Genomic DNA, 26,617 nt, shown 5'->3' on the forward strand with positions numbered 1-26,617 from the left:
CTCCCCCTTACAACGTCGGTTTTTGCGTGTGATAGTCTGTTGCTTGTTCAAAAGCATGTGCCACACGATAAACGGTGCTTTCATCAAAATGTTTACCAATAATTTGTAATCCGAGTGGAAGACCATCTTTAAATCCACACGGTACGGAAATTCCAGGAACGCCTGCAAGGTTTACCGGAATCGTTAAGATGTCATTTGCATACATCGTTAATGGATCTTTTGTATTTTCACCGATCTTAAACGCAGGTGTCGGCGTTGTTGGTCCAATAATGACGTCATATTTTTCAAAGACTTTTTCAAAGTCTTGTTTAATTAATGTACGGACTTGTTGGGCTTTTTTATAGTAAGCATCATAATAACCAGAGCTAAGCGCAAATGTTCCAAGCATAATACGACGCTTCACTTCATCTCCGAAGCCTTCTGCACGTGTTTGCTTGTACATTTCAAGAAGATTTTCTGCATTATCCGTCCGGTAACCGTAACGAACTCCATCAAAGCGAGCAAGGTTCGCTGAAGCTTCAGATGAAGAAATCAAATAATAGGTTGCAAGCGCGTATTTTGAATGTGGTAGTGAAACCTCTTCCCATGTAGCGCCTTGTCCTTCAAGTACTTTTAAAGCATCTAGAACGGATTGCTTAACTTCTTCTTGCACACCTTCACCTAAGTACTCTTTTGGCACAGCGATTTTCAACCCTTTTACATCACCCGTAAGAGCAGATAAAAAGTCTGGAACTTCCACATTGGCAGAAGTTCCGTCCATTGGGTCTAAGCCTGTAATGGATTGTAGTAAGTATGCATTGTCCTCAACGTTACGAGTAATCGGACCAATTTGATCAAGTGATGAGGCAAAAGCCACTAATCCAAAACGTGATACTCGTCCATATGTAGGTTTTAATCCAACTACACCACAAAACGATGCCGGTTGACGGATCGATCCACCCGTATCCGATCCTAACGAGAAAGGAACTTCTCCAGCTGCAACGGCAGCAGCTGAACCACCACTCGAACCACCTGGTACTGTATCAAGATTCCAAGGGTTTCTTGTTTCTTGAAGGGCAGAGTTCTCAGTAGAAGACCCCATCGCAAATTCGTCCATATTCAGCTTACCAATTGTGATCGCTTGAGCTCCTCTCAGCTTTTGCACAACCGTAGCATCATAGATTGGATCGAAATTCTCAAGTATGCGACTCGAACAAGTCGTACGTAAGTTTTTCGTTACAATGTTATCTTTTATACCAATCGGCATCCCAAATAATAATCCACGTTCGGCGTCTGAACTAAGAGCTTCGTCCAACTCCTGAGCATATGCACGTGCTTTTTCTTCATCTAAAGTGACAAACGCTTTAACGCTACCATCTACTTCGCTAATTCGTTTGTATGATTCATCAACGAGATCAGAGACTTTCACTTCTTTGTTTAGAAGCATCGTATGAAGCTCTGACATCTTATGGTCAAATAAAGACATGAAGCTTGTCCTCCCCTACTATTCTATAATTGACGGTACACGGATTTGTCCGTCTTCATGGTCTGGTGCATTTTTCAATACATCTTCAATTGGTAATCCTTTAGTTGCCTTGTCCTCACGTAGTACATTCTTCATATCAAGAACATGTGTAGTTGGCTTTACACCTGTTGTATCTAATTCATTCAACTGCTCTGCAAACGTAATAATGGCATCTAATTGTTCTGTGAACATTTTCGCTTCTTCTTCTGTAATCGCAAGTCTAGCGAGATTAGCGACGTGCTTGACTTGTTCCTCTTGGATTCGTGACATTTCTCCTTCACCTCCGAAAAAATTTCGAGCATTTTGACAATATGATTAATAATACCAAATAACCCTTTCACAGGCAACAAAGCCCAAGTAGTGTAAACTTTGCATAAGATAGGTGTCATCCTGCTTTTTTAGAGTAGAAAGAAGCGTCACTGTAGTGTAGAGACGCGGTAGAGTGAGTATCTGTATTAGGTTAGGTAAGGAAATTATTTTTTCTAAATAAAAATAGAGGTACTCACTGCGCCCAATAAGTGCCTCAAGATTTTAGATACTAAAAATATAAGTAGTTAATTCTCCCTTTAGGTATCTCTATTTTTCAGTTACTACAATACAGGTACCTAATGCTCCATTTTGCAAACAAAACAAAATCCTCTCTTAGTCATTACTAAGAGAGGATGGATCTTACGATAATACTTCCTGTTTCGATTTCTCAAATTCTTCCTGAATGTCCTTTGAAGGCTCTTGGCCAAGGATACTAATTACCACGATGGCCATCCAAGCGAGAATAAAACCTGGAATGATCTCGTAAAGGCCTAATATCGGAAATTGTTCCGCAGAAAAGCCGAACCACGTATCTAATTCCGCCCAAATAATCACGGTTAGACCACCCACTACCATTCCGGCTAAAGCTCCGTTTCTCGTCATTCGTTTCCAGAATAACGCGAGGATCAGTACTGGACCGAATGCTGCTCCAAATCCAGCCCAAGCATAACCAACTAGATCGAGGACCGAACTTTCTGGATTGTAGGCAAGTACAATTGCGATTAACGCAATCAGAACAACCCCGAATCTCCCTACCCAAACAAGCTCTGTTTGAGAGGCATTTTTTCTAATAAACCCTTTATAAACATCTTCTGCTAGAGCACTAGAAGAAACTAAAAGTTGTGAATCAATGGTACTCATAATCGCCGATAAAATCGCAGCTAACAAGAAGCCCGCTACCCAAGGATTAAAGAGCACTTGAGTAAACATAATAAATAATGTCTCATGAGATCCATCAGCAAGCGGCTGACCTCCTGGACCATTTACTGAGAAGTAAGCAATCCCTACAAAACCAGTGAAAATCGCCCCAAATAAGGCAAGGACCATCCATGTCATACCGACTGCGCGGGCTTTCGGTATTTCTTTTACTGATTTAACAGCCATAAAACGTGTAACAATATGAGGTTGACCAAAATAACCTAAACCCCAAGCAAGTAAGGAAACGACACCAATAAACGTTGCTCCTTGAAATGCATCTAAGTAGGATGGATCCATCACACCGACGGTATTAACCGTCTCCCTCCATCCTCCCATATTTGAGATTGCTACAATGGGAACAATAATTAACGCCAAGAACATTAAAATCCCTTGAAAGAAGTCCGTCCAACTTACAGCTAAGAAACCACCTAAAAATGTATACGATATAATAACTAATGCACCAATCCATAAAGCTTGTGTATACGTCATACCAAACGAAGCTTCAAAAAGTAGGGCACCACCTACAAGACCTGAAGACGTATAAAAGGCAAAGAAAATAAGAATAAGAAGGGCCGAGATAATACGCAATGCCTTCGAACGGTCATGAAAACGATTCTCCAAAAATTCTGGTAGAGTAATAGAATCATTTGCTATTTTTGTATAAGTTCTAAGTCTTGCTGCGATAAACTGCCAATTTAAATAAGCACCAATAGCGAGACCAACTGCTATCCAAATTTCACCCATACCACTGACATACATGGCACCTGGCAATCCAAGTAAGAGCCAACTACTCATGTCTGAAGCCCCAGCACTAAGCGCCGCCACACTTCCTCCGAGTCGACGTCCCCCTAGAACATAATCGGATAAATTACTTGTTAACCGGTACGCAACCAGTCCGATCGCAAGCATTCCTACTAAATAAATAATAAACGTAATAATCGTAGCTAATTCCAAATTTACTCACTCCTCCTTCTAAGTAATGAGATGATTGATAAAACAATTAATAAAGGCATCGGAACGTACAGCAAAAACCAAGTTGCTGTTGTTAAACCGTAATCCATCTATGGCACCTCCTTAACTAAACCCGCTTTTGGAAGATCTATGCAACCATTCTGTATAACATTACATAAACAAGCGTTTGTTTAAATCACACTCGCAAAATGGACCTCCTATATACCATAACATAATATTAATTTCAGAACATTTAAACACAGTTAAACCCTCTCAACTTTATGGATATTTATTCACCACCACTTCAGATGCAAACGTTTTTAGCGCTATATACTGATATACATACATCTAGACTAATCTTCATTAATTTCTCTCCCCCACTAAAGCAAACGCGTAATAATCGTTTCTCTATAACAAAAGAACCTTCTGGTTTTTTCCAATCAGAAGGTTCTTTCTCTGTCATCTTGACCCTTTTACATAAGGTTTTCCAATTGCTTTTGGCCCTTCAGCACGTCCTACAAATCCAGCAAGTGCTAAAATCGTTAAAACATAAGGTGCGGTCAAAAGAAACACAGACGGGACATTAGCTAGTAATGGAATTTGTGCTCCTGTAATACTTAACGCTTGGGCCAATCCGAAGAATAAGGCTGCTCCCAACACACCAAGTGGATTCCACTTCCCGAATATTAACGCAGCGAGTGCCATAAATCCTTGACCGACAATCGTCGTACCCGAGAAGTTCCCTGAAACAGTCACCGCAAATACGGCTCCACCTAGTCCAGCAAAAGCTCCACTTAACATAACTCCTATATAACGCATGCGAACCACGTTGATCCCCATCGTATCAGCAGCCATCGGATGCTCCCCAACGGATCTGAGACGAAGACCAAACGGAGTATAGAACACTACAAAATACACAACGATTGCAAATAAAATGGCAATGTACGATGTTATATAGACATTCGAGAAGAACAACGGACCAATAATCGGAATATCACTTAGTACAGGAACATCAAAACGATAAATGCGGTTACGGATATAATCCGTTTGCCCTTTTCCATACATTAATCGAATAAGGAAAACACTTAATCCTACCGCTAAAAAGTTTAGAGCGACGCCACTTACAATCTGATCCGCTCGAAACGTAATTGAAGCAACAGCATGAAATAATGAGAAAGCAGCTCCAATCATAACGGCCGCGAGCATCGCCAGCCAAACAGAAGAACCTCCAAATCCCATTCCTTCTAGTGTCAATGTGACTACAATTCCAGTAAACGCTCCAATTACCATAAGTCCTTCTAACCCGATATTAACAACACCAGAACGTTCACTAAACAAACCACCTAAACCAGTTAAGATAAGGGGAGCAGCTGCGTAGATCGCTGCAGGTATGACAAGCGCCAATATTTGCATGAAATCCATTTAAATCCCCTCCTTCTTAATTCGATTCATAACCCAGCGAATGATGTAACTAGATGCTACAAAGAAAATAATTAGGGCGATAACAATGTCGATTAATTCAACAGGTACGCCCGCTTTTGATTGCATGTTTAACGCACCAATTTGCAACCCACCAAATAGGAAGGAAGCTAATAAAACCCCTACTCCCGTATTCGCACCTAATAAGGCTACGGCGATACCGTCAAAACCGACTCCAGTGAACCCAGAAAGAATGCTCATATAACCATAAGTTCCTAGACCTTCCATCGCACCGGCAACACCAGCAAATCCTCCAGAAATCACCATCGCAAGAACGATGTTTTTCTTGACATTCATACCAGAATATTGCGAAGCATGTTGGTTAAACCCAACGGCACGAAGCTCAAACCCTTTTGATGTTTTCCATAAAATAAACCACATGACAACACAACCTAGGAGCGCCACAATAAATCCATAGTGTAGCCTCGAATAGTCTGTCAATGATTGTAAAAATGGAGATGCAAGTGAAGCAGATTTCGAGATCGCTTCCGTCCGCTCTCCTGGTACTAGTAAAAAGGCGCGAATCAAATAATTAGCTGTATATAAAGCAATATAGTTCATCATAATCGTTACAATAACTTCATGAACTTGAAAACGAGCCTTTAAAATACCAGGGATGAATCCCCATAACGCCCCAGCCAGTGCTCCAGCAAGGATGGCTACCGGCAAATGAATCAATTTAGGTAATTCTAGTACAATCCCCACATACACAGAAGCAAGCCAACCGACAATTACTTGACCTTCTACCCCAATATTAAATAGTCCCGTTCGGAAAGCAAATGCTACCGCAAGACCAGATAAAATGAGAGGGGTCATCGTTCTGATCGTCTCACCAATGTAGTACGTATCACTAAAAATTCCCGCCAACAATGCAGAGTAACCTAATACTGGATTGTAGCCAGTAAAAAGCATGACAATCGCGCCAATTAAGATCCCTAATAAGACAGCTATTAAAGGAACAGCTAACGATATCAACTTATTTTTTGGAAGCAATTTTTTCATCATCTTGCTTTACCTTCCTTCTCCTTCTTGCCACCAGCCATCAGTAAACCTAATTCTCGTTCATTCGTTTGATCAGCATCGACAATGTCTACAATTTCTCCTTCATACATAACAGCAATTCGATCACTTACGTTCAAGATCTCATCTAATTCTAATGACATAAGAAGGACCGCTCTCCCTTTATCCCGCTCCATCACAAGCCTTCTATGAATGGATTCAATTGCACCAACATCTAAACCACGAGTTGGTTGCGCCGCAATTAAGAAGTCTGGTGAGCGGTCGACCTCACGTGCAATAATGGCCTTTTGTTGATTTCCTCCAGATAAAGCACGAGCCAGTGTGTATTCACTCGGTGTTCGCACATCAAAGTCTTCAATCAAAGATCGAGCTTTTTTATAAATTTCATGATGATTTAAAATGCCATTTTTTGAGTACGGCTTATGATAATACGTTTGTAAAACAATATTTTCTCCAATGGTGAAATCCAATACAAGACCATGCTTATGCCGATCCTCAGGGATATGTCCGAGACCAGACTCTGTCACCTTACGAGGTTTGAAATTAGTCACATCTTTACCATTTAATGAAACAATGCCTGATTCTGCTTTACGTAAACCTGTAATAGCTTCTATTAATTCTGACTGTCCGTTCCCATCAACACCAGCAAGTCCAATGATTTCTCCTGCTTTTAAATCTAGACTCAAATTGTTAACAGCCGTTACCCCTCGTGAATCATTTACAGTTAAGTTTTTAATTCTTAGAACTGTTTCTTTTGGGTTAGCAGGACCTTTTTCTACACTGAAATTGACTTCGCGTCCGACCATCATCGCTGCTAACTTATCCGGATTCGTATCGCTGACATCAACGGTCCCAATTCCCTTCCCACGTCTAATAACGGTACAACGATCACAAACCGCCATAATCTCTTTTAGTTTGTGAGTAATCAAAATAATGGACTTTCCTTCATTCACCAACGTCTTCATTATACTGATCAACTCTTGAATTTCTTGTGGGGTTAAAACGGCGGTAGGTTCATCGAGAATAAGAATATCAGCACCGCGATAAAGCGTTTTTAAGATCTCTACTCGTTGTTGCATCCCAACAGAAATATTCTCAATTTTTGCATATGGATCTACCTTTAAACCGTATCGGTTCGAGATTTCTTCTACTTCTTTAGCTGCTTTTTTTATATTAATTCTGCCAAACTTTTTAGGCTCATTTCCTAAAATAATATTTTCTGTAACTGTGAATTTATCAACAAGCATAAAATGTTGATGGACCATTCCTATCCCAAGATTGTTCGCTACATTCGGGTCGGTAATTTTTACTTTTTCCCCACGAACGACAATTTCACCTTGTTCAGGTTGATATAATCCAAATAACACGTTCATTAAAGTGGATTTGCCCGCTCCATTTTCACCAAGGAGAGCATGAACTTCTCCCTTTTTTACTTGAAGTGTGATATTATCATTTGCCACAATTCCAGGAAATTCTTTACGAATGTTATTCATTTCAATAACATAGCTCACCTGTAAATCACTCCTAACCTTTCAATACTTGAACCGTCATTTCTTATCTAAAAGAGGCAATGAAGGATTGGGCAATTAACAATCCTTCATTGTCCCTTCTTCACACGATTTATGTAAGATTGAAAACAAAAGGCTAGTGCGATACTAGCCTTTTGCCTTAAAAAAATTTAAAGTGAAGATAGATACTCTTCGTATTCTTCATCTGTTTGAGGAACTGAAATGTCCCCCCCTTGGATTTGTGCTTGATAGTCTTGAACAGCTTGTAGCGCTTCCTCAGACATGTTGTCTTGTGAAGGAGCAATTCCTACCGCTTCATCATCTAGACCAAATTCAAGAACTTCACCACCTGGGAAGTCACCATTCATCGTACGCTCAGATACTAAATATACAGCTCTGTCTACACGCTTAACCATTGAAGTTAATGTTACTGATTGACCATCGTCACCAAAAACACCTTCTTCATGTTGGTCACGGTCAACACCAATTGCCCAAACATTTTCGCCATTACGAGCACGGTTGATAGCTTCTGTGAAAAGACCATTACCTGTATCACCAGCTGCGTGATAAATAATATCAGCGCCTTGGCTATACATTGTATTTGCAATTTGAGAACCACGGTCAGGGTTGTTAAAGCTTTCAGCATACTGAACGATAACTTCAGCATCTGGATTAACCGCTTTAACACCTGCTTTAAATCCATTTTCGAATTTCTTGATTAAAGAACCTTCAACTCCACCAATGAAACCGACTTTATTTCCAGTCGTTTGAAGACCTGCTGCCACACCTACAAGGAAAGATCCTTCATGTTCTTTAAATGTAATGTTTGCTACATTCGCTAATGGAACTCCGTCCTCGTCTGCTACAACTGAATCAACAATAGCTAATTGAGCATCTTCCACTTGTTGTGCAATCGTTCGAATCGCATCTTCCATTAAAAAGCCAATTCCCCAAACAAGATCGACATCTTCACGTACTAAAGTACGAAGGTTTGGTTCAAATTCTGCCATATCACCAGATTGTAAGTAACGGTAGTCCGTTCCTTCTTCTAAGCCAAATTCACTACCAAATAGCGATAAACCTTCCCAAGACGATTGGTTGAATGACTTATCATCAATTCCTCCGACATCTGTTACCATGCCTACTGTAAAGTCCGTAGCTTCAACTGCACCACCACCTGGTGCTGCTTCCTCATCAGTAGCAGGAGCTTCTTCGCCTGCTCCACACGCTGCAAGTGTCACTGCAACAGCTGCTGTCATCGTTAATGTACGTAGCCACTTTTTCATGTAAAATCCCCCTTTTTTTCTATCGTGCGAACGCTTTCGTTATGTACGTACACACATTCATGATGTAGAAGTGCCTTCTCAGACAAACCTTTCTTGTATAGGGTTTCACTTTGCTTAGGTTCTATTCCTCTATAAAGAAATCTATTTGTCTTTGTTTGCACAGTTTGATGTAATTTATGTAAGTGCTCAGTACAAAGCGCCAATGTCAGACATCTGACCTCCTACAAGGTGTCAGTCGACGAGATAAATATATCATGTACAATAGGAATAATAAATAGTTTTTTTTATTATAATTCGTTTCATTTCGACAATTATTTTAACATATTTACAGACAGACGCCTTTTCATTATACTTATTAACTTTCGTTTCATAAAAAGCATAAAAAAGTAGCTCTATTATAGAAGTGAGTTACTTCCTATCTAGAACTACCTTTTTGTATGAATATTATTTTAATCTAGTTAAATACATGAATAAATGGTTCTTCATCTGGATTCTGAACCACAATACTTTCTGTATTTCCGGATACAGACGTGATTTCAACACTTACCTTGTAATGCCCTTGAAACCTTTGTTTCAATTGGCTCGCTACGTATTGCGAAAGGGCAACAATCTCCGCTTTCCCCTGAAAACGTAAAGGGATCTCAATATTCAACTCTTGGATTTGATTATCTAAATAACGCCCTTTACCGACAACTCCTAGATACGTATCAAAAAAGTCTTGAATATCGTCTTTGAACCGTTGAAACTGGTCCGCTTCATTTCGAGCCTCTTGATTGGCTTCACTAGAAGGAAACAGAAAATAACGTTCATTTAAACGCTGAAACCGGTCTAAGTCCCCTCTCGGATCAGCTATCGCTTTTGCAATAAACTGCCCAGGGATCACAGATTCTCGAGGTTGTTCCTGAAATACAGCAAAAAGGATCGGAATGTCCTGAAAAGCTCCATCCTCCATTGAACGTAACCTGTTCAAAATTTCTTTAGCGATTCGGTCTGCTTCTTGTTCAATTGCTTGTTCAGTTAGTGGCAACTCATAAAAATAGTAACGCCCTTGTTCATCTTCCACTCTAAAATTGTACACACTATTCATGGAGAGTCCGATCACTATTCCACCAAGGTTTAATTGGCCATTAGAATCTTCGACCAAGTAATTGTGTTCTAAAATATGAGATAAATAACGGGGCTGACTTTCTTCCCTAGCACGCATATCCTCGCCTTGACCAAGTCCCGGATTAAGCCCATCTGGATTTGACTCCTCATCGTATCGCATCAACCAATTATTTAACTGATTCCTTTTAATGAATTGACCTTCTCTAAAGAAATAGTTTTCCGGGTCAAAATGCTGTTGAGCAATCCGCGTTAATCCCATCTCTAGCTGATCTAAATCTAGGCGATTATAAACGACGGAATTACCAAACCCTCTAGATTCTCCGTGCTTATAAGAACCATCGTATAAAACGCTTTGATAATAATTGTCAGGCGTAATAATTTGTGGAACGACTTCTACGACTTGTTCCTGTTCATTCACATTTCCTTCCTCTACAACCTGTTCTTCTTCTTCGGGCATACTTGGAAAACACCCTGTTAAAAGAAACAGAATGAGAGAAGCGGTTCCCCACCTTCTTAACATCATCCACTTCCCTCCTCCTTCTACTTATTTAATTAGAATTGAACACTTCTACTAACTTCGCTTCATCCCAAATTTCAATGTTGAGTTCCTCTGCTTTTGTTCGCTTTGATCCAGCATCCTCTCCGGCAATGACAAGATCTGTTTTTTTACTGACGCTTCCAGTAACTTTCCCACCAAACGCTTCAATTTTCTCCTTGGCCTCATCACGAGTCAGTTGTTCAAGCTTCCCTGTTAACACAATTGTTTTACCAGCAAACGGACTATCAGTAACTTCGTTTTCAGTTGGTGCCCTCGGACCTTTATATGCCACATTGACTCCAAGATTGACTAATTCATCTATTAATTCTAACACTTCAGGAGTGGAAAAATAACGTTTTATTGAAGATGCCATTTTTTCCCCTATTTCATTAACCGCAATCAACTCTTCTTCTGTTGCATGTTGAATGCGATCGAGCGTTTCAAATTCCATCGCCAACGTTTTGGCCGCTTTGGCTCCAACAAAACGGATCCCTAACCCAAACAATAGACGTTCAAGTGAATTTCCTTTTGTTTTTTCTATCGCATCGAGTAATTTATCAACTGACTTTTCACCCATTCGTTCTAGCTTCAGTAACTCATCTCGATCTAGTTTATAAATATCGGCGACATCTGAAACGAGGTCATGATCAAATAGCTGACTAATGACCTTTTCGCCAAGACCATCAATGTTCATTGCATTTCTTGATACGAAATGAATTAACCCCTCTTTGATTTGCGCCGGGCATTGTGGGTTAATACAGCGCAGTGCAACTTCTCCCTCTAACCGAACCAATTCACTTTCACAAGCTGGACAGTGGGTAGGCATCGTAAATTCGCGTTCAGATCCATCTCGTAAGTCTGTTAGAACATTCACGACTTCAGGTATAATATCTCCCGCTTTTTTTATGACAACAGAATCACCAAGCTTCAAATCTTTTTCACGAATTAAATCCTCGTTATGAAGCGAAGCTCGTTTCACTGTAGTTCCAGCAACCGTTACGGGTGATAAAATGGCTGTCGGTGTCACGACTCCGGTTCTTCCAATATTAAGTTCAATGTCTTCTAGAGTCGTTACGACTTCTTCAGCTGGAAACTTAAACGCAATGGCCCACCTTGGACTCTTAGCGGTGAAGCCCATCTCCTTTTGTTGATCTAAACGGTCAACCTTAATGACAATTCCATCTATTTCATAAGGAAGTTCCCCGCGCTTTTGCACCCATTCTTCCGTATAAGCAATCACTTCTTCAATAGAAGAACAGTGTCTGCTTTCCTTATTTACTCGGAATCCGAGCTCTTTTAAATAATGAATCCCTTCATGATGGGAGGGAACTTCTTTTTCCTCGAGATAACCAATTGCATAAATAAAAATAGATAAGTTTCGTTTTGCTGCAAGCTTAGGATCTAGTTGACGCAGTGATCCTGCCGCTGCATTTCTCGGGTTCGCAAACTTCTCTTCCCCAACTTTCTCTTTAGCCACATTCAACGCTTCAAAGGAGCCTTTTGGCATAAAAGCTTCACCACGAACTTCGATATTGACCTGTTCTTTTAACCTGAGAGGAATCGCGGGAATCGTTTTTAGATTAGCCGTAATATCTTCTCCAACGGTTCCATCACCACGCGTGGCCCCTCTTTTGAATTTACCCTTTTCATAAACAAGAGAAACAGCTAGACCGTCAATTTTCAACTCACATGTATACGTAACATTGTCCCCCACTAACTGTCTAACACGTCGATCAAAGTCACGTAGATCGACATCTGAAAAAGCATTTCCTAAACTTAACATCGGCGAGCGATGTTCCACTTTTTCAAAGAAAGGAAGGGGTTCTCCACCGACTCGAACGGATGGAGAATCTTCACTGAAAAATTGAGGATACTGCTCCTCTAATTGAATTAATTCTTGCATAAGAGCATCATACTCTGCGTCTGAAACAACTGGGTTATCTAGCACATAATAATGGTGGCCATACTCCTCTAAAAGCTTACGAAGCTCTTCTAGTCGTTTGGGGGCTTGCTGCTCCATGGCTTTCGTCCTTTCTTATGTAAAAGGGCTTTTACAATTAAGACTACTGAAAAGGTCCAATCACCAGTTTCAGTAGCCTCTTCCTTTTGCCCTTTTTAATAGCTTGTTTTACTGTTTTGTTATCGGTGCGAATTTAGCAAATAGACGTTTCACACCGGTTGGATTAGGAAAAGCAATATCAAGTTCTACTGATTCTCCGGCTCCTTTTATACTTACTACCGTTCCAACTCCCCATTTTTTGTGGGCTGCTTTATCGCCTACATTCCAAGAGATCTGATCGCCACCTGTATGAGTCACTCGAGGCCGCTCAATATTGCGACTAGGCTGGGTTGGTGATGTTTTTCGAGACGTCTTCATCCAATCAGGAGTTTGCTTTTTCTGTTGCTCATTTAACGATTCAAGACATTCTTCCGGAATCTCATTGATAAATCTTGAAGGCGGATTCGTATTTGTTCGACCAAACATGGTCCTTAACCTTGCATTAGTTACATATAATTGCTTTTCCGCTCTCGTGATCCCTACATATGCTAAGCGGCGCTCTTCTTCCATTTCTTCTGCTTCAAATAGAGAACGGCTATGAGGGAAAATCCCTTCTTCTAAACCAATTAAAAAGACAAGTGGGAATTCTAACCCTTTTGCAGAGTGGAGAGTCATTAACGTAATCGCATCTTTCGGCTTTCCATCATTCTCCTCATCTAACTTATCAATATCAGCGACAAGTGCTAAATCGGTTAGAAACGCCACAAGTGATTTATCTTCATTTTGTTTTTCAAATTCATTTGTTACAGTTAAGAATTCATCAATGTTTTCCAGTCTACTTAATGCTTCGAGTGACTTTTCATTTTTAAGCATGTCACGATAGCCCGTTCGTTCAAGTAACTCCTCAACCAATTCTGTCACTGATAAATACTCCTGCATTTCAACCCAGTGAGTCAGTTGCTTAGAGAATTCTTGTAACTTCACCGCTGTACGACCAGCAAGTCCAACCTGTTCAACCTCTTGAAGCGCAGCGAAGATCGATATTCCTTCTTCGATCGCATAGGCTCCAATTTTGTCAACGGTTGTTGCTCCTATCCCACGCTTAGGTACATTAATGATCCGTTGTAAACTAATATCGTCATCTGGGTTTGCGATTAAACGTAAATAAGCAAGAACATCTTTAATCTCTTTTCGATCGTAGAACTTCGTTCCTCCAACGATGTTATATTCAATGTTCGATTTAACAAAGTATTCCTCAATCACACGCGACTGAGCATTGGTTCGATAAAGAATGGCTATATCTGAGTAAGTGTAACTACTCGATTGCATCGCTTCTCTAATTTTCTCAACTACAAATTGAGCTTCCGACTGCTCGGTATCTGCTGCGAAGTATCCAATTTTCATCCCAGAATCATTTTCTGTCCAAAGGTTCTTCGGCTTTCGGTTCGAGTTATTTTCTATAACACGGTTCGCCGCTTGTAGAATGGTCTTGGTTGAACGATAGTTCTGCTCAAGAAGGATTACCTTAGCTTTAGGGTAATCTTCTTCAAATGACAGAATGTTAGCAATATCCGCTCCACGCCAGCGATAAATCGACTGATCGGAATCTCCGACTACACAAATATTTTCAAAGCGCTCCGCTAACATCTTCACAAGCATATACTGTGCTCGGTTCGTATCTTGATACTCATCAACCAAAATGTACTGGAACTTACGTTGATAAAACGCAAGTACCTCTGGAACTAGCTTAAATAGCTCGATCGTTTTCATGATTAAATCATCAAAATCAAGCGCATGATTTTTCTTTAATTGCTTTTGATAGTCGACATACACATCAGCAGCCGTTTGATCATAGGGACCCGACGCCGTTTTTGCAAAATCATCAGGCTTTTTCAATTCATTTTTTGCGCTACTAATCGTCCCAAGAATGCTCCTTGCTTCAAACTTCTTCGGATCAATATTTTTCGTCTTCAAAATTTGTTTAATGACCGATAGTTGATCTCCTGAATCCAAAATGGTGAAATTTCGGTTATACCCAATTCGGTCAATGTCTCTGCGTAATATTCTGACACACATGGAGTGGAATGTGGAAATCCAAATATCTTCTGCAACTGGTCCCACTAGTTGAGCGACACGATCTTTCATCTCACGTGCCGCTTTATTTGTAAAGGTAATCGCTAAGACACTCCATGGAGCAACCTCTTTCTCTCTTAAAAGGTAGGCAATCCTATGTGTTAGTACCCGCGTTTTTCCACTTCCGGCTCCAGCCATCAATAACAGAGGTCCATCTGTATGCTGGACGGCTTGTCTTTGCTCAGGGTTTAAACCAGAGAGCATTTTCTCAATTATCTTCGCTTGCATACCCTCACCACCAAACGTATGTTCTTTTATTTTATTCTAGCTTGTTTTTCATTGGATTTCAATGTTCCTCATTTTTTTAAGCTTGTGCTTTTCACTGCCTCCACGGTTGCTAATGAAGAATCTAAATCTTCATATATCAAGTTTCCAACGACTACAGTGTCTGCAAACTCAGCCATTTCTCTTGCTTGTTCCACCGAACGGATTCCGCCCCCGTAAAATAACTGTGTATTTTTTAAAACGGTTGACACATCTTTCACGACCTTTGGATCACCGTACGTTCCACTGTATTCAAGATAGAAAATCGGGAAGTGGTAAAGATGTTCAGCCATCCGTGCATAGGCAACAATATCTTCAGTCGTTACGTTCGTATTCGCATTTGTCAGCTTTGCAGCTTTGGCTTCTGGATTTAAAATGCAATAGCCTTCCACCGCTATTTCATCCCAATTCATAATCGCCCCGAACTCTTTAATCGCTTGATGATGGTAGCCTTGAACCCATTTTAAATCAGGACTATTCATCACAGATGGAATGAAGAAATAGTCAAACCCTGGAGTGATTGCCTCCAAATTTGAAATTTCAAGAGCGCACGAAACCGTATAACGACGAACACGAGCAAGCAACTGTAACGTATTATCAAGAGTCACTCCGTCCGTCCCACCAATGATTAATCCGTCTGTTCCTGTCTCACAAATAGCTTCTAATGCTTCATCTGTTATTTCTTTATTCGGATCTAATTTAAATACATGTCTCCACTCATTTACCTCAAGCATCTTTACCACTCCCGCAACAGCTAATTACCAACAAAAATACATATCTGATTAGTCATTATATCAAAGATGAGATTGGTTGTCGCCCGAGGATCATATCTAATATGTTAAACCCTCTCCTGCGAAATACGAGGCCACTGAAAAAGGTACGATTTTCACTTTTTTCATTGCCCTTAAAATACAGTGTTGGTTTTGCTCTATCAGATTTAACCCTTATGTGGTTATTTACGATCTTTTGAATATATCAGCGAGAACGGATTTTTATCAGCAAGTTCTTAAATATATCAGCGAACTCCATTTTATTTGCAAAAAGCATGCTGTATCAGCGATTTTCTCCAGGTTATTAGCGTTCTTAGTGACGGCTGACATAGAGCTAAAAAACCCTATCCAAATATAGATAGGGTTCAATCCTTATAAAACCTACAACTCATCAAAACCATTGTCACTTGATACTTTGGCGTATTGGCGTGATTTTTGTTCAAAGAAATCACTTTTTGCTGCATTTACATCCTCATATGCTTTAATCCATCTCATTGTATTGGTTCGGTGATCTGGGTATATTGCTTCATAGCCGAGTTGTTTGATTCGCTTGTTCGCCATGAACTTCAAATACGATTCCATCTCCTCCGGGTCAATTCCATCTAACTTATTACCAATAATATAACGAAACCACTCGATCTCAAGATCTGTCGCCTTCATAAAAGCCTCTTCAACAAACTGTTTCAATTCTTCTGTATCTAGTTCTGGATTTTCCTTCAACAGCTCTTTGTATAAATTCGTAAAATAATAGACATGAAGCTGTTCGTCCCGATTAATATAATTAATCATCGTGGAAGTAGACACCATCTTTTGATGTCGTGCTAAGTTGTAGAAGAACGCAAAGCCTGAATAGAAGTTTAAGCCTTCTAAAATAACATCATACACAATCGATTTCGCTAATGTTTCCGGTGTTGGATCCGTTACAAAATCCTCATAGCCATTAACGATAAATTCATTTCTTTCACGGAGAACTGGATCGTGTTTCCAGTATTCATAAATTTCATCTTGTGTTGCCTTAGGCACGATGCTCGATAGAACGTAAGAATAGCTTTGGTTATGAACCACCTCTTGAAAAGAAAGTACACTCATCAACGCTGCCATGCTTGAATCTGTTAAATAATCTGCTACACGGAGCGTATAGTCTGTCTGAATGCTATCAAGAAAAGCAAGTAAGCCTATAATTTTTTTAAATGCTTCTTGCTCCCCTTCAGTAAGGGACGGAAACTGTTTTGCATCGTGAGTCATATTTATTTCAAAAGGTGTCCAAAAGTTAGCTAACATATTTTTATATAAAGGATAGGCCCAAGAGAAACGAACATCATCCCAGTTTAATACATTCGAACTTCTTCCATTGATTAATGCTGTTGAGGCATTCGGTGCTTTGACATCATATAATTTTCGTTGGTGCATTCGATCCATCACGTATTCCCCCTCTTTAACTTGAACAACTTTCACAATCATCTTCGATTGATACCGAAGTCGATCTCACATAATACGTCGTTTTCAAACCTTTCTCCCAAGCTAGTAAATGCATTTCTAGTAATTCCTTTGCTCTTACCGTATTTGGAACATACAGATTAAACGAGATACCTTGGTCAATATGACGCTGCCTTTTTGCATTTTGAAGAATACTCCACTTTTGATCAATGACATGTGCTGGCTTATACAGCCACGTTGTTTCAGCATTTAAACTGGGTGCAACGACAGGAATGCGATAATTTTTCTTTTCTTCCATATACATCTTTGCAAAAATGGGATCGATGGAGGCTGTTGATCCAGCTATTAATGATGTCGTTGCATTCGGCGCAACAGCCATTAAATAGCCGTTTCGAATTCCGTGCTTTTTCACTTCATCTCTTAAGTCCTTCCACCTTGTAGATTTATAGTTGCGTCTCTCAAAGTATTCTCCTGTTTCCCAATCCGAACCTGCAAAAACTGGATAGGCTCCTTTTTCTTTTGCGAGTTGCAATGAGGCTTTCACCGTTTGATAGGCAATTTCTTCATAGACCTCATCTGCATAAGCAACCGCTTCATCACTCTCCCAACGAATACCCTTCGTTGCTAATAGATGATGCCATCCGAACGTACCGAGCCCTACGGCACGGTATTTTTCATTCGTCAACTGAGCTTGCTTTACTTCAATCGTATTTAAGTCAATAACGTTATCAAGCATCCTTACTTGAATGGAAATTAATCGCTCAAGCACTTCATCCCAAACGGCTCTTGCTAGTGCAATCGAAGAAAGATTACATACAACAAAATCACCAGGTGTTTTCGTTGTAATGATTTTCCCATCTTCTGTCGTTTCCTCCTCTATCACGGTTGGAGTCATATTCTGCATAATTTCTGTACATAGGTTTGAACCATATATCATACCTTTATGCTGATTCGGATTTAGACGATTGACTGTATCACGGTAAAACATGAATGGACTCCCTGTTTCGAGTTGCGAGAGCATGATTCGCTTCATAATATCAATGGCTTGGACTTCTATTCGCGATAATTGCGGATTTTCAATACACAATTGATATTTCTCACGAAAAGATCCGTTTCCTTTTTCCTCATCATAATAATCTTCAAGCGAGAAACCCATTACTTGACGCACTTCATGAGGATCGAACAAATGCCAGTACTCACGATTATCTACAGCCTCCATAAATACATCTGGTATCGATACAGCTGTAAACAAATCATGAGTTCGCTGACGCTCATCACCATTGTTTAACTTTGCATCAAGGAAAGAAAAGATATCCTTGTGCCATACATCTAAATAAACAGCAATGGCGCCTTGACGTTGGCCCAATTGATCGACACTTACAGCCACATTATTTAATTGCTTCATCCATGGAATCACACCTGATGACACACCCTTAAATCCACGGATAGAAGAGCCTTTTGCCCGAATTTTACCGAGATACAGTCCCAAACCACCACCATTTTTGCTTACCGTTGCCGCATCTGTACAGCTATCAAAAATCGCTCTTAAATCGTCCTCTACCGTATCAATAAAACAACTAGAAAGCTGACCGTCTTTCTTACCGGCATTCGCAAGAGTCGGTGTTGCCACTGTCATATATAAATTAGATAAAGCCCAGTAACTTTCTTTTACTAATTCTAATCTTTTCTCAACCGGTTCCTCTACCATTAACGTCATAGCAATGATCATCCATCTCTCTTGTGGTAGTTCTAGTAGAGTTCGATCGTAATGCCTAGTTAAGTAACGATCGGCTAACGTTTTAATTCCAATGTATGTAAAATGTTGATCTTGCTGGAGATCTATTGATTGAGCTAACTCCATTACATCCTTTTTTGAATAGCTTTCTAGCCTTTGGTCATAGAAACCCTCTTCAATCAGTTTCTTGACCCAATCAGCAAACCCTGTCTCCCAATCTGTTGACCATCCTCTTACTTTTGTTATTTCCTCATATAATGAATGTAAATAAGCTTGCGCAGCAACAAATGTCCATTCTGGTTGTTCCATATCGAGAAAGTTTAAAGCATCCAATGCTCGCTTTTCCCACGTTGAGTTTTCTTTCCACCACTCATTGATCGGTAATTCCGGAAATCTATTTTTTAATAGTTCAACTAAAGAACCCTTTGCTACCACTGTATTCATTACGATCACTCCTCTTATTATATTAAAAAACGCTCTTCCTCATCATTGAGGAAGAGCGTAAAACGGCGTAAGAACAGGACACATATAAACAATAGATTTCATTGTCTATGTTAGTTGCCGTCTCACTTCTCACACCCCGAAGAAACCTGACTGAGGAATATAGGTAGGTCTCCTGACTCGTGTTTCAATCTCCTCAGACCTTCCCATGTCATCGTTTCCTGACACAGTGGTTTCTCTGATTTGTCGACACTTACAGTTGCGGGGACAGTTCTGGTTTCTCACCAGATTCCCTATTAAGCCATATGGCACCTATTATTCCGCTTAAATCAATATATAGTTGTTTTCGATTACTAGATTACGATATATTGTATATAGTAATAGAGTAAGTATAAGATTGCAAGTCAAAGTTCTTAAAAATGGAAAAAAAACGTCTAAAGGCGCTTGCCTCTAGACGACTATTTCCTTCTATTTCTTCGTAATCACAACAGCCGTTCCATACGTAATAATTTCAGCCGCTGTACTCATTACTGTTGACGTTTGCATACGCATGCCAATAATCGCATTTGCGCCTTTTTCCTCTGCCTCTTGAACCATACGATGCATGGCAAGTTTACGTGCTTCGATCATCATCTCGTTATAGCCTTTAATCTCTCCACCGACAATCCCTTTTAAGCCTGCTGTGATCACGTCCAATGTGCTTTGTTTGAATCGTACTTCCCTTTACATACCCCAACACATCCGTGATCTCATATCCTGCTACTTGATCAGTAGTCACAATCATCATAATCCATTTCCTCCTTTTTTTCCTTCCTGCGCTCCAAAATAAAAATAATTAATAATGTAAGTAAAGCAACTCCATAAATACTAAAAGCAACGATGGCCCAAGTCATATTGAAAAATAAAAGAAGCAATCCTCCTAATTGGCAAATGACGATGAACACGATCAGAATATATTTCATCCACTAGAGACATGTTTATTCAACCACATTTTAACCAATTCTAAAAAAGGAGGCGAGAGCGGTTGGCTTCCCACATCTTTGTATGCCTTTTTTAATTGAAGTATGCCTACATCATCTGCTTGATCTCTGAGCATATGGTTCATTCCATCAACAATGTGAGCTTCTGTCTCTACCTTTGTGTACTTTACGGTCTCATAAACTCGTTCCGGCATTACCTGAAGATCTTTTGAACCCGTAACAGCAAGGACCGGACAATCAATCTCGACAAGTCCTTCATAGATGTTGTAGGTTGCATGTTCACGAAACCATTTCGCATTAATCTTAATGCCTTGATAACGAACCACATCTTTCGTAGATCGCAAGATTTTTTGGTCGAATTTCTGCCCTTGCTTTTCTGCTTTTTCACCAACATTAAATAGAGATAGTAATTTCCCCTTTATACCTTTTACATTCTTTAATTCCTGGACCGTTTGTTCTCGCTGAAAGGCTAGTGCTTCCGGCAAGGATTGTGCAGCCCCTGCCACAAGAATAAGCCCAGCTAGGTTATGGCCTTTTACAATTTCAGGAGCGAGTATGCCTCCCTCACTATGACCGATAACGAAAATCCTCTTAGGATCAACGGCCGGCTCCTCTTTTAATGTTTGTATGGCCGCTCTAGCATCCTCGACCAAATCCCAAAAACCTGTTTCCATAAAAGAGGCCTCACTTTTTCCAGTCCCTCTTTTGTCATAACGCAACGTGATAAAGCCTTGCTCTGTTAAAAAGGAAGCTAGCTGATTATAGAGATTTAATGTTTGACTTTTCCTTTTCCCGTTTCCGTTTCGATCGAGTGGACCTGAACCTGGAACAAGTAAAATAGCTGGCCTGCGCTGATCCATCGAGGTTGGTTGTGTGAGCGTCCCAAAAATGTTCATGCCACTGATGCTTTTAAATTGGACCTCTCTTTCTTTCACTTTCATCCCTCCCATTATTTTTGCGGGATAAACATCGTTGCAAACGTTCTCGGTTGCCTTTTGGCAGAAGCCTTTTGTTCAGCCCATTTTTGCACAACATCGCTAAGTTCTTTTCTGAATTGGGTCATTTCGTCATTTGTTAAATGAAAAATTATGTGCCTATACCCTAAGCCATCTTCTTTATACTGATCTGGTTGGGACTTAGTTGCATATTGTTCAAACTCTTTAAGGAGATTGGCCTGATACGTCATAAAATACCGAAGATGTCTCAACTGACGTATCTTCTAGATCTGACTCGGATAAGTGTACATTTTCTTTTTTTACGGCATAGGTTTTTTCAATGGTCCCTCTTATTCTATATGTCTCTATAACTTCTATTAGATTGGCATCGTTTAGTTGTTTTAGATGACGGTACATTGTCGCTTGAGGAATATCCTCAAGCTTTTCTAATAACTGCACAACGGTCATTTTCTCATATGAGAGTAAGGCTTGAATGATTCGCATACGTACGGGATGTAGCATTAGGTCCGCTTTTTTAGTTTTCATATGAGCCCCTTTCATTATTATCATTATCTATAATGATAATGATGATAATAGATATAGTTTGCAAGTTTATTTTTACATTCTATGCTATAGTAACAATAAACATACGGTCGTCATATGAGGAGTTGAATCATGGATACAAAAAAATTTGACCGTGTCTTCGATTCCCTTGAAGACTTCGTTGACACAGTTAGTAATGTTTTAAATTGCCCCGTTACTCTCGAAGATGCTAATCATCAATTATTGGCTTATAGTTCACATGACGATACAACAGATGCCACTCGAATTTCTACGATTATTGGTAGACGTGTTCCAGAAAAAGTAGTGAATCGATTCTGGAAGGATGGGGTCATTCCAGCTTTAAATCAAAGCAATGAACCTTTAGATATTCATAGTATTACCGAAATGGGCCTTCGGAATCGTGTCGCCGTATCGATTCGTAAAAACAATGAAGTATTAGGTTACATTTGGGTGATTGAAGTAAATAGGAAACTAACGCACGAAGAGAAACAACTATTAAAGTTAGCTGCGAGCAAAGCCAAGAACTTACTCCTTCAATTGAACCTTCAAAAAAAGCGTCGTGAAAAAAATCATCAAGAGTCACTCTGGCAAATTATTACAGGTGATATGACGACACATGAAGGAACGGCCCATTTACTTGAGAAAGTGAATATCAGAGCGGAGTTCTTAGCCATTATGATTTTTCAATTTGAAGAAATTTCAGATGTTCTGTACCGTAACATAATGTACATTATCAAAACTACAAGTAAGGTTACGATGCTCATTCATACCGTTGATGAAGATCAAATGATTTGCCTTGTTAGTCCTATCCATAATCATTCAAAACAAGCGGATTTAACACACTTTATGGAAACTCTACAATTTCAAATGAAAGACCGTTTTGACATTGATCATATGCATATTGGCTGTGGTTATTTGTACGATGACTTTTCCAAATTGACTGAGAGTTATCACGAGGCTCAAAAGGTTGTTAAATTAAAACAGAACGGTGATACTGCGATGAGGCATGCCTTTTTTTATCACGAACTAGGTGTTTTTAGACATCTCGATATTTTGTTACAAAATGAAAAAAAATTGGTCATGAATCCTGCATTGAGTCAAATTAAGGCATACGACAAGCAACATGCGACTTCCTTATATGACACGCTGGAATTGTACTTAAGCAAAGATGCCAATATGAATGAGGCTGCAAAAGAACTTCACATACACGTCAACACGCTAAGCTACCGTTTAAAAAGGATTCAAGAGATCACCAATATTCAACTTAAAGATCCTATTCAGCGAATTGGTCTTTACTTAGACGTTAAACTTGATGCCCTTAAATAAGAAAAGCGCGCATCCGTCTTTGTTCATTGTTGTATTCCCAAAGAAAAACAGCCTGTGCCTCCTTTTTTAGGAGAACACAGGCTCGTTTATTTTTTTTCAATAACCTCTACAGAAATATGTTCAAAACTCTCGACATTAAACAAACCCGAATCAGTTAGTTTGAGTGAAGGAATGACAGGAAGAGCTAAGAAAGATAAAGTTAAGAACGGGTTCCAGCTTTCATTAAACCCAATCTCCTTTAACGCATCCTCAAGTTTTTCTAGTGCGCTATTTACTTGATCATATGGCTGCAGCGACATTAATCCAGCCAATGGTAATGCTAGATCTGCTAGAACCTCATCGCCTCTCACTACGGCGACTCCTCCTTTTGTTGCCGCCACATGTTCAATCGCTTTTTTTATGCTTTGATCATCTGTCCCACATGCAACGATGTTATGTGAGTCATGGGCAACAGTAGCCACGATCGCTCCTTCTTTTATGGGAATTCCTTTTACAATGCCTACCCCAACATACCCAAGCTCATGATGCCTCTCAGCTACAACCAGCTTCAACTGATTTTTTTCCACCGATGGTGTAAACAGGCCTTCAACCAAATCGACTTCTTCAACGAGATGCTCTGTTACAATCGAGCCTGGTTTGACACCTATGACATTGGCTTTGGGGGATTCCATTCTTAATTCTAATTTTTTTTCCGTAATAGGTGCTAAATGAACACTGTTCAACAATGAAGTTGGTGGTTGAATGGTTTCTCGTATTCCTACAACCATTTTTCCCTTTTGCGCAACTTTCTCCCCTTTTATATACACCTCTTCAATTTCGAGTTTCTCTAAGTTACTTATAAGAACGAAACTTGCTTCATACCCTGGAGCAATCGCCCCTTTGTCCTGTAATCCAAAGCATTCAGCCGCATTTAAACTAGCCATCTGAATGGCTTGTAGTGGATTTACTCCAAGCTGGATCGCTTTTCTAATACTTGCGTCAATCGAGCCTTCTTTTACAAGATCATCAAGATGCTTGTCATCTGTTGAAAACACACATCGCCTCGCGTTCTCTGGAGTAAGAATAGGTAGCAGTGCCTCGATATCTTTTGCGGCTGTTCCCTCACGCATTAACACATACATGCCTCTTCTTAAGCGATTAAGAGCTTCATCGGCTGTCACAGCCTCATGATCATTCCGTATTCCTGCAACTCTGTAAGCATTTAACCCCGTCTCGTCAAGTCCTGCCGCATGTCCATCGATCAGTTTCCCACGTTCCGTTGCAGCCTCAAGTTTGGACATCATTTTTTCTTGAGCAGAAAACACAGCAGGATAATCCATCACTTCGGCAAGCCCATACGCTCCATAATCATCAAACAGCGTTTCAATATTTTCAACAGTTAGTTCTGCGCCATTATGTTCAAAATCAGTTGCTGGAACACTTGAAGGTACCATGATTTTCACATCAAGTGGCAAGCCCTTTGCTGCTTCTATCATGTATGTGACAGCTTCAAGCCCTCCTACATTTGCTATTTCATGTGGATCGGCAAAGATCGTCGTCACTCCTCGAGGTACAACGACTTTGGCAAACTCCTCAGGAGGTACCATCGCTGATTCAATATGGACATGTCCATCGATAAAAGTCGGAGCTAGAAAAGCCCCCTTAGAATCCATTTCCTTTATCCCTTCATACGTTCCTATTCCTATAATAACACCATCAGTGACAGCTACATCTGCCTCAAAGATGGTAAGTGTAAATACATCTATAATCTGAGCGTTTTTAATCACTAAATCCGCTTTTTCTCTTTTTGTAGCTGCCGCTAATCTTCTTTTCAAATCTTGTTTCATCATCTGCACACTCCGATCTCTTATATTTTATCTATTGTAGTACGAAAAAGCAGGAAATACACGTAATCGGAAAGGTTATCTAACAAAAAGTGAAAAAAGTATCGCTAAGGCCGTTAAAAACACAAAAAAAACCGCAGGAGTGTCTGCGGTTTACTCTTCTACCTTTACTTCATCTTCTTTTACTCGATCTAACGTCATCTTATAGCCATCGTTACCATAGTTTAAACAACGTTTCACACGTGAAATCGTTGCTGTACTCGCACCTGTTTCTGTTTCGATCTTATGATATGTGTAGCCATTTTGAAGCATTCTTGCTACTTCTAAACGTTGGGCTAAAGATTGAATTTCGTTTATCGTACAAAGATCATCAAAAAACTCATAACATTCTTCTAAATCCTTTAAAGATAAAATTGCTTTGAATAACTGATCAAGTTCTTTCCCACGTAATTTATCAATTTGCATTTTTTCTCACCTTCCTAGGCACCTTACTATTTCTTAATCATTCAACTAACTGATGAATCAATCTGTTACCTGTATATTGGAGGAATTCACTTTAATACGTAACCATTTTTTCTATCTCTGGAACGACATTAATCCAAGTTTGGCCCGGCCTTAACGGAACTACTTGATCTCCTTGAACCGGAACAATTTGTCCATTTTGATTTTCCCAACGTACCTCATTGGCAATTCCACTTTGGAAAAGAACGGCTTTACCACCAGATGTTAGGTCAATCGCTCGGCGCCCTTTATCATCTAACACGCGATGGTCCGTTTCAATAATCAATAGATTTGAAATCTCTATCGGAGCTTCCGTTTCAAGATCTATTGTTTGGCTTTCTCCGTTGAATCGATGATACAATCCAACTGTTTCATCAAATTTATATCGTACCCGGTTAATATTATAATAATCAATGTCAATGTTCTTACCTTCTACACCAACGATGTTAATATCCTCATTCTCAAAAAAAAGTAAAGAAGGCACTTCCCTCTCTAATGAATAGCCTAATGAACTCATTCCTTCAAGAATGTCGTCAGAAGTAATGTACGAATTATGAGGAGCCTTTCGATCAGAAGAGCGCTTGAAATAGGTGCCATCGTAAAATAGGCCATTCAAAGCATCAATCTCTCCACTCTCTATTTTTTGTCTAGCTTCTGGGCTCCATCCGTGAGTGACCAACAAACCATCATACCCATTAACCAAATCAATATGGTATGGTCGAGAACTTCGCACAGGACCTACTCGCTTAGGTAATTGACTATGGAATAGAGCCACTAACCGCGTAACCTCAAATTCAGATAAGATTTCAAAAATAATGTCAGCATCACTAAGACCAGATTGCGGTCGAGCTGCCGGATGATTATTAATGGTTACCCCAATCACACGACGATTGACCTCTTCTTCTGCTTCCATCCCTGTGAGTGGATAGCTTAACAAAGAAGGCGCCTCAACAAGCTCTTCTTCCACTGGCTCTTCTTGTTCTACCTCGGCATCTTGATCTTTATCGTTTGCACAACCGCTTATCATAATAGCAGCGGCGATTACGAAAGATATTTTCCATCTTTTCTTCATCACATACACGACCTTTT

The 26,617-nt window shown here is 39.9% G+C and carries 20 protein-coding genes, 1 pseudogene and 1 riboswitch; of the genes and pseudogenes, 1 reads left to right on the forward strand and 20 read right to left on the reverse strand.

From position 1 onward, the window contains the following. Positions 1-7: 7 nt before the first annotated feature. The 17 genes and pseudogenes from gatA to PQ474_RS15510 all read right to left on the reverse strand — a co-directional run bounded on the left by gatA (position 8) and on the right by PQ474_RS15510 (position 21,860). A complete protein-coding gene (gene gatA / locus PQ474_RS15430; RefSeq protein WP_273845037.1) occupies positions 8-1,465 on the reverse strand; it encodes an Asp-tRNA(Asn)/Glu-tRNA(Gln) amidotransferase subunit GatA in 1,458 nt (485 codons plus the stop codon). Positions 1,466-1,483: 18 nt separating this feature from the next. Beyond that, a complete protein-coding gene (gene gatC / locus PQ474_RS15435; protein WP_273845039.1) occupies positions 1,484-1,774 on the reverse strand; it encodes an Asp-tRNA(Asn)/Glu-tRNA(Gln) amidotransferase subunit GatC in 291 nt (96 codons plus the stop codon). Between the two features lie 399 nt (positions 1,775-2,173). Next, complete coding sequence (gene putP, locus PQ474_RS15440) at positions 2,174-3,685, reverse strand: sodium/proline symporter PutP (RefSeq protein ID WP_273845043.1); 1,512 nt, start codon at positions 3,683-3,685, stop codon at positions 2,174-2,176. A gap of 456 nt (positions 3,686-4,141) precedes the next feature. Then, entirely contained in the window at positions 4,142-5,104 is a 963-nt protein-coding gene (locus tag PQ474_RS15445) for an ABC transporter permease (RefSeq protein ID WP_273845044.1), read from the reverse strand. Beyond that, entirely contained in the window at positions 5,105-6,163 is a 1,059-nt protein-coding gene (locus PQ474_RS15450; protein ID WP_273845106.1) for an ABC transporter permease, read from the reverse strand. It lies immediately after the preceding gene. Beyond that, a complete protein-coding gene (locus PQ474_RS15455; RefSeq protein ID WP_273845046.1) occupies positions 6,163-7,692 on the reverse strand; it encodes an ABC transporter ATP-binding protein in 1,530 nt (509 codons plus the stop codon). The genes PQ474_RS15450 and PQ474_RS15455 overlap by 1 nt, the downstream gene beginning before the upstream one ends. 167 nt (positions 7,693-7,859) lie before the next feature. Next, on the reverse strand, positions 7,860-8,975 hold the full coding sequence (locus PQ474_RS15460; RefSeq protein WP_273845048.1) for a BMP family lipoprotein: 1,116 nt from the start codon (positions 8,973-8,975) through the stop codon (positions 7,860-7,862). 454 nt (positions 8,976-9,429) lie between these two features. After that, positions 9,430-10,605 (reverse strand): CamS family sex pheromone protein, encoded by a 1,176-nt coding sequence (locus PQ474_RS15465; protein ID WP_273845051.1) that lies wholly within the window; start codon positions 10,603-10,605, stop codon positions 9,430-9,432. Between the two features lie 25 nt (positions 10,606-10,630). Beyond that, on the reverse strand, positions 10,631-12,640 hold the full coding sequence (gene ligA / locus PQ474_RS15470; protein ID WP_273845053.1) for an NAD-dependent DNA ligase LigA: 2,010 nt from the start codon (positions 12,638-12,640) through the stop codon (positions 10,631-10,633). Between the two features lie 108 nt (positions 12,641-12,748). Beyond that, positions 12,749-14,980 (reverse strand): DNA helicase PcrA, encoded by a 2,232-nt coding sequence (gene pcrA, locus PQ474_RS15475; protein ID WP_273845055.1) that lies wholly within the window; start codon positions 14,978-14,980, stop codon positions 12,749-12,751. 68 nt (positions 14,981-15,048) lie between these two features. Beyond that, positions 15,049-15,750 carry a heptaprenylglyceryl phosphate synthase gene (pcrB, locus tag PQ474_RS15480; RefSeq protein ID WP_273845057.1) on the reverse strand — a complete coding sequence of 234 codons (702 nt, stop codon included), beginning with the start codon at positions 15,748-15,750 and terminating at the stop codon, positions 15,049-15,051. 417 nt (positions 15,751-16,167) lie between these two features. Beyond that, positions 16,168-17,205 carry a ribonucleotide-diphosphate reductase subunit beta gene (locus tag PQ474_RS15485; RefSeq protein ID WP_273845061.1) on the reverse strand — a complete coding sequence of 346 codons (1,038 nt, stop codon included), beginning with the start codon at positions 17,203-17,205 and terminating at the stop codon, positions 16,168-16,170. Positions 17,206-17,221: 16 nt separating this feature from the next. Next, complete coding sequence (locus PQ474_RS15490) at positions 17,222-19,402, reverse strand: ribonucleoside-diphosphate reductase subunit alpha (RefSeq protein ID WP_273845064.1); 2,181 nt, start codon at positions 19,400-19,402, stop codon at positions 17,222-17,224. A 145-nt stretch (positions 19,403-19,547) separates the two neighbouring features. Then, positions 19,548-19,731, reverse strand: a riboswitch (cobalamin riboswitch). A gap of 136 nt (positions 19,732-19,867) precedes the next feature. Continuing rightward, a pseudogene (locus tag PQ474_RS15495) lies at positions 19,868-20,186 on the reverse strand (YbjQ family protein). Positions 20,187-20,357: 171 nt separating this feature from the next. Continuing rightward, positions 20,358-21,314: an alpha/beta hydrolase gene (locus tag PQ474_RS15500; protein WP_273845066.1), complete on the reverse strand. Its 957-nt coding sequence runs from the start codon at positions 21,312-21,314 to the stop codon at positions 20,358-20,360. 14 nt (positions 21,315-21,328) lie between these two features. Then, positions 21,329-21,586, reverse strand: coding sequence for a helix-turn-helix domain-containing protein (locus PQ474_RS15505; RefSeq protein ID WP_273845069.1), 258 nt, complete (start codon positions 21,584-21,586; stop codon positions 21,329-21,331). After that, the gene (locus PQ474_RS15510; RefSeq protein WP_273845070.1) at positions 21,540-21,860 is read right to left on the reverse strand and encodes a helix-turn-helix domain-containing protein; all 321 of its coding nucleotides are present in this window, start codon (positions 21,858-21,860) and stop codon (positions 21,540-21,542) included. Before PQ474_RS15510 ends, PQ474_RS15505 begins: the two co-directional genes overlap by 47 nt. A gap of 129 nt (positions 21,861-21,989) precedes the next feature. Between PQ474_RS15510 and PQ474_RS15515 the strand changes: the two genes are divergently transcribed. Then, positions 21,990-23,204, forward strand: coding sequence for a PucR family transcriptional regulator (locus PQ474_RS15515; RefSeq protein ID WP_273845072.1), 1,215 nt, complete (start codon positions 21,990-21,992; stop codon positions 23,202-23,204). 86 nt (positions 23,205-23,290) lie between these two features. Here PQ474_RS15515 and ade read toward each other — a convergent pair whose 3' ends face one another. The 3 genes from ade to PQ474_RS15530 form a co-directional block, all read right to left on the reverse strand. Next, positions 23,291-25,033 (reverse strand): adenine deaminase, encoded by a 1,743-nt coding sequence (gene ade, locus PQ474_RS15520; RefSeq protein ID WP_273845075.1) that lies wholly within the window; start codon positions 25,031-25,033, stop codon positions 23,291-23,293. A gap of 147 nt (positions 25,034-25,180) precedes the next feature. Then, entirely contained in the window at positions 25,181-25,492 is a 312-nt protein-coding gene (locus tag PQ474_RS15525) for a YerC/YecD family TrpR-related protein (RefSeq protein ID WP_273845076.1), read from the reverse strand. 91 nt (positions 25,493-25,583) lie between these two features. Beyond that, positions 25,584-26,600 carry a DUF3048 domain-containing protein gene (locus tag PQ474_RS15530; protein WP_273845077.1) on the reverse strand — a complete coding sequence of 339 codons (1,017 nt, stop codon included), beginning with the start codon at positions 26,598-26,600 and terminating at the stop codon, positions 25,584-25,586. Positions 26,601-26,617 lie beyond the last annotated feature (17 nt).

Source organism: Halalkalibacter alkalisediminis (assembly GCF_028610705.1).
GTDB classification, from domain to species: domain Bacteria; phylum Bacillota; class Bacilli; order Bacillales; family Bacillaceae_D; genus Halalkalibacter; species Halalkalibacter alkalisediminis.

Bases quoted from the DNA above. Each gene is read 5' to 3' on its own strand.
- gatA (WP_273845037.1), bottom strand. From the start codon at position 1,465: ATGTCTTTATTTGACCATAAGATGTCAGAGCTTCATACGATGCTTCTA.
- gatC (WP_273845039.1), bottom strand. From the start codon at position 1,774: ATGTCACGAATCCAAGAGGAACAAGTCAAGCACGTCGCTAATCTCGCT.
- PQ474_RS15445 (WP_273845044.1), bottom strand. From the start codon at position 5,104: ATGGATTTCATGCAAATATTGGCGCTTGTCATACCTGCAGCGATCTAC.
- PQ474_RS15450 (WP_273845106.1), bottom strand. From the start codon at position 6,163: ATGAAAAAATTGCTTCCAAAAAATAAGTTGATATCGTTAGCTGTTCCT.
- PQ474_RS15460 (WP_273845048.1), bottom strand. From the start codon at position 8,975: ATGAAAAAGTGGCTACGTACATTAACGATGACAGCAGCTGTTGCAGTG.
- PQ474_RS15465 (WP_273845051.1), bottom strand. From the start codon at position 10,605: ATGATGTTAAGAAGGTGGGGAACCGCTTCTCTCATTCTGTTTCTTTTA.
- ligA (WP_273845053.1), bottom strand. From the start codon at position 12,640: ATGGAGCAGCAAGCCCCCAAACGACTAGAAGAGCTTCGTAAGCTTTTA.
- pcrA (WP_273845055.1), bottom strand. From the start codon at position 14,980: ATGCAAGCGAAGATAATTGAGAAAATGCTCTCTGGTTTAAACCCTGAG.
- pcrB (WP_273845057.1), bottom strand. From the start codon at position 15,750: ATGCTTGAGGTAAATGAGTGGAGACATGTATTTAAATTAGATCCGAAT.
- PQ474_RS15485 (WP_273845061.1), bottom strand. From the start codon at position 17,205: ATGGATCGAATGCACCAACGAAAATTATATGATGTCAAAGCACCGAAT.
- PQ474_RS15490 (WP_273845064.1), bottom strand. From the start codon at position 19,402: ATGAATACAGTGGTAGCAAAGGGTTCTTTAGTTGAACTATTAAAAAAT.
- PQ474_RS15510 (WP_273845070.1), bottom strand. From the start codon at position 21,860: ATGAAAACTAAAAAAGCGGACCTAATGCTACATCCCGTACGTATGCGA.
- PQ474_RS15515 (WP_273845072.1), top strand. From the start codon at position 21,990: ATGGATACAAAAAAATTTGACCGTGTCTTCGATTCCCTTGAAGACTTC.
- ade (WP_273845075.1), bottom strand. From the start codon at position 25,033: ATGATGAAACAAGATTTGAAAAGAAGATTAGCGGCAGCTACAAAAAGA.
- PQ474_RS15525 (WP_273845076.1), bottom strand. From the start codon at position 25,492: ATGCAAATTGATAAATTACGTGGGAAAGAACTTGATCAGTTATTCAAA.
- PQ474_RS15530 (WP_273845077.1), bottom strand. From the start codon at position 26,600: ATGAAGAAAAGATGGAAAATATCTTTCGTAATCGCCGCTGCTATTATG.